5 protein-coding genes and 3 pseudogenes are annotated in these 6,541 nt (G+C 57.3%); 5 read left to right on the forward strand and 3 right to left on the reverse strand.

The window, feature by feature from the left end; all coding sequences use genetic code 11:
- On the forward strand, window positions 1-211 hold a 211-nt coding region (locus BN77_RS28195; RefSeq protein WP_040679012.1), incomplete at its 5' end, for a transposase domain-containing protein.
- A 305-nt stretch (window positions 212-516) separates the two neighbouring features.
- Here BN77_RS28195 and BN77_RS36010 read toward each other — a convergent pair.
- Together BN77_RS36010 and BN77_RS36015 are read right to left on the reverse strand one after the other, a co-directional pair.
- Window positions 517-1,053, reverse strand: coding sequence for a group II intron maturase-specific domain-containing protein (locus tag BN77_RS36010; protein ID WP_412770357.1), 537 nt, complete (start codon window positions 1,051-1,053; stop codon window positions 517-519).
- Entirely contained in the window at window positions 936-1,328 is a 393-nt protein-coding gene (locus BN77_RS36015; RefSeq protein ID WP_482822330.1) for a reverse transcriptase domain-containing protein, read from the reverse strand. The genes BN77_RS36010 and BN77_RS36015 overlap by 118 nt, the downstream gene beginning before the upstream one ends.
- Before the next feature lie 112 nt (window positions 1,329-1,440).
- Between BN77_RS36015 and BN77_RS28205 the strand changes: the two genes are divergently transcribed.
- From BN77_RS28205 to BN77_RS28220, 3 genes and pseudogenes are all read left to right on the forward strand, one after another.
- The gene (locus BN77_RS28205) at window positions 1,441-1,713 is read left to right on the forward strand and encodes a hypothetical protein (RefSeq protein ID WP_131815346.1); all 273 of its coding nucleotides are present in this window, start codon (window positions 1,441-1,443) and stop codon (window positions 1,711-1,713) included.
- 1,518 nt (window positions 1,714-3,231) lie between these two features.
- Window positions 3,232-3,695 (forward strand): annotated as a pseudogene (locus BN77_RS28215) (IS6 family transposase); the annotation flags it as partial.
- Window positions 3,696-3,806: 111 nt separating this feature from the next.
- Window positions 3,807-4,932, forward strand: a pseudogene (locus BN77_RS28220) (transposase); the annotation flags it as partial.
- A 15-nt stretch (window positions 4,933-4,947) separates the two neighbouring features.
- On the opposite strand, the pseudogene BN77_RS32775 reads toward BN77_RS28220, so the two are convergent.
- A pseudogene (locus tag BN77_RS32775) lies at window positions 4,948-5,250 on the reverse strand (Mu transposase domain-containing protein); the annotation flags it as partial.
- 22 nt (window positions 5,251-5,272) lie between these two features.
- On the opposite strand from BN77_RS32775, the gene BN77_RS28225 reads away from it, so the two are divergent.
- Complete coding sequence (locus BN77_RS28225) at window positions 5,273-5,944, forward strand: IS110 family RNA-guided transposase (RefSeq protein ID WP_007538763.1); 672 nt, start codon at window positions 5,273-5,275, stop codon at window positions 5,942-5,944.
- Window positions 5,945-6,541: the final 597 nt, after the last annotated feature.

The following is a 6,541-nucleotide window of genomic DNA, read 5'->3' on the forward strand; positions in this document are numbered from 1 at the left end:
GATCACAAGGAAGAACAGTCTATTCGCTGGCAGCGAGGGCGGCGGACGCACTTGGGCGACGCTGGCCACGCTTCTCCAGACGGCCAAGATGAACAACGTCGATCCGCTCGACTGGCTCTCACAGACATTAACCCGCATCGCTAAAGGCTGGCCTGTATCTGAAATCGAGGCGCTCATGCCCTGGAACTTCAAGCCCCACGCCATGGGCTAACCGCTTACGATTGGTGATGGATTGTCGAGTTGAGGCTGATTGGGCGAGCCGCCTGTGGCGAGCGATGCTATGAGCTGCGCTCACCGAACCGCTTGCGGGTTTCGTCCCATTCGGGTGACGCCCTCTCGCGGCCGCCGCTCGGCGGCGGATCATTCCTCGGTAATGGTCGAGCATCGGCAGCATGGCCGGCTGGACGCCGGGTACGGACACGGCACCTGACCGCGCCGTGGTCTACCTCTCTCTGACATCCCATTGTGCACCCGCCACGTCGGCTAGCAGCGGGGCATTACTGCCCCGCCGCCCCCCTAAGAACCGGGCGGGCGGATCACTCCGCACCCGGCTTCAAGCCATTCTCCAGCGCCACGATGTGGCACCGGGCTACCCGGCGGTATGTTTCGCACTCTGACGGCGGGCGAAATAGGTATCCCATGTGGGATCGAACGGGTTCGCCAGCGCCTGGATTTTGGCATGGCTCTCGATTGAGACCGCCGCTGCACGGACGAGGCCAATTTGGAGTCCTCCGTGCTAAAATCCCATGACTGACTGCCGTTGGCCCTGAAATACCTCCTCCTGATCCACCGTGCTCCTTTTTTGGAGTGTCGTCGGCACGCCCATCTCCAGAGCATGCGCCAGATGTGGAAGTCTACCGAAGAGAAGGTCGCCATCGCCACGACATGACGGTGATACATCGCCCATCCCCGAATGATCGGGTCAGTTATTTGTATCAATCCTTCCTGCGTGATGGCAGCGTTGCCTTTGATGATTTTCCGGACCTTATCCAGCAGCGCCTTGATGCTGCGTTTGGACGTCGTAATGAGAAGCTTGCCGTTGTACTTTCGCACATTCTGGCCCAAAAATCGAAACCATCCGCTATGTTCGTAATTCTGGTTTTCTCGCCCGAGAGTTCCAGACCCCGAACAGCAAGAAATTTCCTGATCGCCGGTAAGACCTTGCGTTCCTGCACCTCTTTCGAAGCACTGGTTACGACAAAGTCGTCAGCATAACGGATGACGTGGGGCTTGGCTTTTTGATACGTGGGTTTCGACGATCCCGCGCTTACATCAACTGCGGCCTCAAGCCCGTCTAGCACTCTATTAGCGATCGTGGGCGAAATCACACCCCCTTGCGGGGTCCCCGCCCGCGTGTCGAACAGAGTTCCCTCTTCAATATATCCGGCTTGAAGCCACTTCCGCTGATCGCGCCGGATGCCATCGACGTCAAAATTCGAAATGCTCCAGCGCTATCCGACGATCCGGAAACTGGCACCCCAATTCCCGTCGACACTCGTATTCCGCGGTCACGCCGTGGCAGCGAATCTTTTGCGGGCGCTCTCCGTGATTGCCGATCTCTACCGCACTGGGAAATTTGCGATCCCGGACGGAGCTCCGATCTCCTTTGCCCCCAAAGGCTGGAAGCCTCTCAGTCTGCGGGATGGCAAGAGAGCCTACGAACTCTGCCTGTTCAGCGAGCTGAAGCGCCGGCTTGATGCTGCCAATAACTGAGTGGAAGGGGCGAAGCGCTTCCAGTCCTTGAAAGCTTTCTCATTCCCAGGCCGACACTCGAGCTGAACCGCGTCCGGTTGCTGGAAGGCGACATCGCCGCGAAGTTCCTAGGTGCGATCCAAGGTAAAGCGGCTGCGATCAACAGACCACTTCTCGTTGATAGCACGCTGATCAGGTGTAAGGAAAGGTGATGTGACTCGAATAGTCTGCCCTCCGACGAGCGGTAGCCGCTGTATAAGGCCGGGGAGTACCTGATAGGCAATTCCTCCAGGAGGCGAGACCTCGGTAAGCTGCAGGCTTGGATTTGAAGCCTCGGTAGAATTACAATTATAACGTGATATCGGTTTGGTATGTCACTGTTCGGTGCCACCTTGAAGCGTAGATTAACGTCGGAGTGTAATCATGGATCGCGATAGACAGCGGGCACGTACAGCTGGTAATTCATCCCGAGATGGCGGCGGTGCGGAACGAACCAGTCACTTCCCAAATGACCTATTGGCCGAGGTGGCAAGCCGCCTACCCACCCACGATACATCTGAAACGGCAAATAACCTCGCGAACTTTGAACTCACGAGCCGATCCGCGCGAGAGGCGGTTCAGGCAAGCCCCGTTGGCACGTTTCACCAGCGGATCAACCGGCTCGGCAGCTCAGCGCGAGCGTTGCACGACAGGGCCCTGGCTCAAGTTGCGCCGGACCAAGGCGCACCAGACCGGGTGTTCGCACAGGCCGTAGCTCCCGTGCTCGCGCCAATATTTAGATTTCAGACTCCTCAGAGAAAAACAGACGCCGTCGACCGCATTCTGAACATCGAGGCTCCGAGAAATCAAGCCATGGCGCTCGCCAAGATAGGAGACCACTTGGGTGACCTAGACAGTGCAAACAGAAGTCGTCTTATCAACCGAGCGGTCCAATTAACCACCCACTCGGCAGACATGGTTACCCGGCACAATGCTGCACGCGCCCTTTTGAAGGGATATCATCACTTGAGCGCGGGGCAGCAATCGCAATTATCAGTCGACTACTTGCAGAGTGTCAGCACGCTTCCCGGTGACGAGCCGCTTGCAGCGTCTGCATCTCGCCGCGTGGCACAGGTGCCGCTTCCAAGTTTGGACAGGAGGATCGACGAGGCTCAGGTCCAAGCTCATGGGCACGCAGGAGAGCAGGGACCCATCTCTCGAACCCAACTGAGAGGTATGCGAGCGACCGCGGAGAACCTCAACAGGGCGGATAGTGACGCACGGTCGGAACTGGCGTCTTCCTCCAGAAGCAGAGAACGAAATTGGGGGCGATGAGTTTCACTACCGATTCGCCTTAACAGTATCACGTTGAGAGTGAAGGCTCGTTATTGCAATCAGGCACCTTTGGCTGGAACGCGACAGGTCCCTCTATCTCACCGAAAGAGACGTGCTATTTCCCAGCACCGGCGCCGAACATCCGCCCCGCAACAAGGTGATATGGTATTGTCACGTTAACTGGGCTGCGGTTGCCTGCCTGACGGGTTGGGCGTAGATTTCGGCATGTATTCACGAGATATCAGCTTCAAGCGTGACCGTTTTCCGCCACGGATCGTTTCTCGGTCTGGCTTATTTGCGGTTCAACCTTAGTCGCGTGAAGTTGAGGAAATGCTGCTCGAGCGACGTGTCATAGGAGGCAGTCCGCCGCTGGATTGCCAAGTTCGGACCCCAGATCGCACGCAACTTGCGGCGGCGGCAGGCGCGCCCCGACGGTATTTGGTATTTGGACGAAGTCGTCGTGAAATGCGCTGGAGAGAAATTCTGGCTCTGGCGTGCGGTCGATCAACATGGCACCGTTCTCGAAGAGATATTGCAGAAGCGGCGTGATAAAAGGGCAGCGACGCGCGTGCTGGTGGCGTTAATGAAGCGCTATGGCTTTGCTCCCAAACGGAGCATCACCGATAAGCTCCGCTCCTATGGTGCAGCAAAGGCGGAAGTGGCACGGCCTTGACCATTGGTCGCACAAGTGCAGCGCGACAACCAAGATGAGACGCGCATTGCCTCGCCTGAACTGCTCCCTGAGAATGGGTTATTGCCTCATCTAAATTGCTCCCGACGAATCAACCTCGGGAGCTGTGATGAGGAAGGTAAGCATGGCGACACGTGCGGAATTGGTGGCGGCGATCAGTTGTCGCTATGTGTTAGGCGGGCGGGCCGAGAAGGCGAGGATGTTGGACGAGTTCGTGGCCCTCACGGGCTTTCATCGCAAGCATGCGATGCGACTGCTGCGAGGAGAACGCGAACCGGCCAAGGGTGGTCCTCGGCCAGGGCGCCGGGTTTACGGCGATGACGTGCGGGCAGCGCTCGTCGTTGTTTGGGAGGCGTCGGATCGAATTTGCGGCAAGCGACTACACCCCCTGTTGCCAACACTGATCGAAGCGATGGAACGTCATGGACACGGCGATATGAATAGCGAGACGCGCCGGCAACTCTTGACGATGAGCCCAGCGACGATCGATCGGGTCCTCAAGGAGATTAAAGCGAGCGCCACCGGTCCGCGGCGCCGGAAAGGATCAACAGCGATTCGGCGTAGTGTTCCCGTTCGAACCTTCTCGGATTGGGATGACCCCGCACCCGGGTTTGTTGAGGCTGATCTCGTTTCTCATTCCGGCCCGTACGGGAGGGGTGCCTTCTCGCAAACGCTGGTGTTGACCGATATAGCCACGGGCTGGACGGAATGCGCGCCGCTGCTGGTTCGCGAGCAAACGGTACTGATCACTGCGTTGGCCGAACTGCGCAAATTGCTGCCGTTCCCGCTGCTGGGCTTCGACACTGACAACGACAGTGTGTTCATGAACGAGAGTGTTCATGAGTATTGCTTGCGCGATAATATCGAACTTACCCGTTGCCGCCCTTACCGAAAGAATGATCAGGCATTTGTCGAGCAGAAAGAATGGCGCGATCGTGCGCAAGATCGTTGGATGCCGACGCTTCGAGGGGCTGCGAGCCACTCGGGAACTGGCCAAGCTTTATTCGTCAATGCGGTTGTTCGTGAATTTCTTTCAGCCATCATTCAAGCTGAAAGAAAAGCACCGTGACGGAGGCAAGGTGATCAAGCGTTATCATCGTCCCGCCACACCCTTTCAGCGGCTGCTTGACGACCCACGCACGCCGGAGGATACATGCCTTCGGCTCAAGGCGATGTACCTGACGCTCGATCCGGTCCGACTGCTCCACGACATGCGCCTGGCACAAGAGAGATTGGATCGACGGTCGTCATCACCAGCCACCTCCAACAACGGCCTCGTTATTCCGCAAGTGGTCGCAGCAAGGCGGCTGGTGCCAGCTCAACTGGAGCGGTGCGAACCAGTCCTTCGCTACCTGCGACGCCAACAAGAGAGGATGATCGGCCACAACCTGGCCAGCGTGACGGATAATTACACGGCCAGCCAGTACAACGACTTGGACGCTCTCGCCGATGAGACGCCAGGGTACGGAATAGCTGTTCGTGTCGAGATCGATGGCGCAGTCCGCCTGCACTTTGCGCACGAGGTCGCGTAGTTGTCCAAACGGTGCGCGGCCGCCGGATCAACAAGCGAGAGCAGTGCTCTTCCGGGGGCGAGAGCGGCTTGTTCATCAGCGTACCGAACTGGTGAATGCCCTGCGAGCCGTTCTCTACGAATTTGGGCAGATCGTTCCGCAGGGCATCGCCCATATCAAGCGCATTGATGCAATCATCTGTGATGAAGCGATAGATTTGCCGGATGTCGTGCGGGAGGAATGCCGGGATCTACTCGCGCAGATCGCAGAGAAGACAGCCCGTATCGAAACCAGGACGGCACAACTTACCGATGTCTCCAGAGATAGTATCGCTGCAACACCTCTTCAGACGATGCCGGGTGTCGGTCCCATGATCGCGCTGGCGGTTGAGGCATTTGCACCAGCAATGACGACTTTCTGGTCTGGGCGCGATTTTGCAGCTCGGCTTGGACTTGTACCACGACAATTCTCTTCTGGAGGCAAGGAGCGGCTCGGCCGCGTGTCGAAGGCGGGGCAGGCTGACATACGCAGGCTTTTGATCATCGGCGCCATGTCGCATGTAAGAGTGGCAAACCGTAAACCGCCAGCATCAGGCTCATGGCTTGCCCGAATGCTGATGGGCAAGCCAAAAATGCTCGTCGCCATTGCACTGGCGAACAAGATGGCACGGACAATCTGGGCCATGCTGACGAAACAGGAAGATTACCGTGAGCAAGCGTTGCCGGCGATGGCATGAACCATGCCGCGCCGATTACGCTCATACTGGTGAAAGAGGTGTGAGAAGTCGATGACCTGAATGGGCGCAATGATCGAACCGATCTGGATCAGGAAAACCAGTTAGCACTATGAGCTTTACAGCTCGGAAAGTAGATTTGGACCTGATCCGCAGATCACCATACCGGCCAGCGGTCTTTCGAAACGCCGCAATCAAAGGCCTGACAGAAGACCGCACTCGATCACAAGTTCAGATGGACAAAAACTTCTTGCATTACGGGCGGCAACCACAGAAGCGCTAAGACAGCGTCGTCGATCCTGTCCTCATCGATCTCCATGCCGCAATGATAACATGCCCGCGGCCTAATATCCTGCGGCCTTCAGCGTATGCGTACGCTGAATAATCGCCCACTCGAAATCAATCAGGTCAAAACTACGGCGGGTTGCATATTCCGATGAAGCCGGCCACCGATTCCGATTTGAAGCCGGCCAGTCATTCCGATTTCATTCCGGCCAGCGTTCCGATTTGAAGCCGGCCATTTCTCGGACTGATCCTGGGTCTCGTTGATGTTTGGATCGGGTTTTGTTTCAGGTCAAGCGTGCGGTGTTTCAGGCGCAA

The organism is Rhizobium mesoamericanum STM3625 (assembly GCF_000312665.1).
GTDB lineage: Bacteria > Pseudomonadota > Alphaproteobacteria > Rhizobiales > Rhizobiaceae > Rhizobium > Rhizobium mesoamericanum.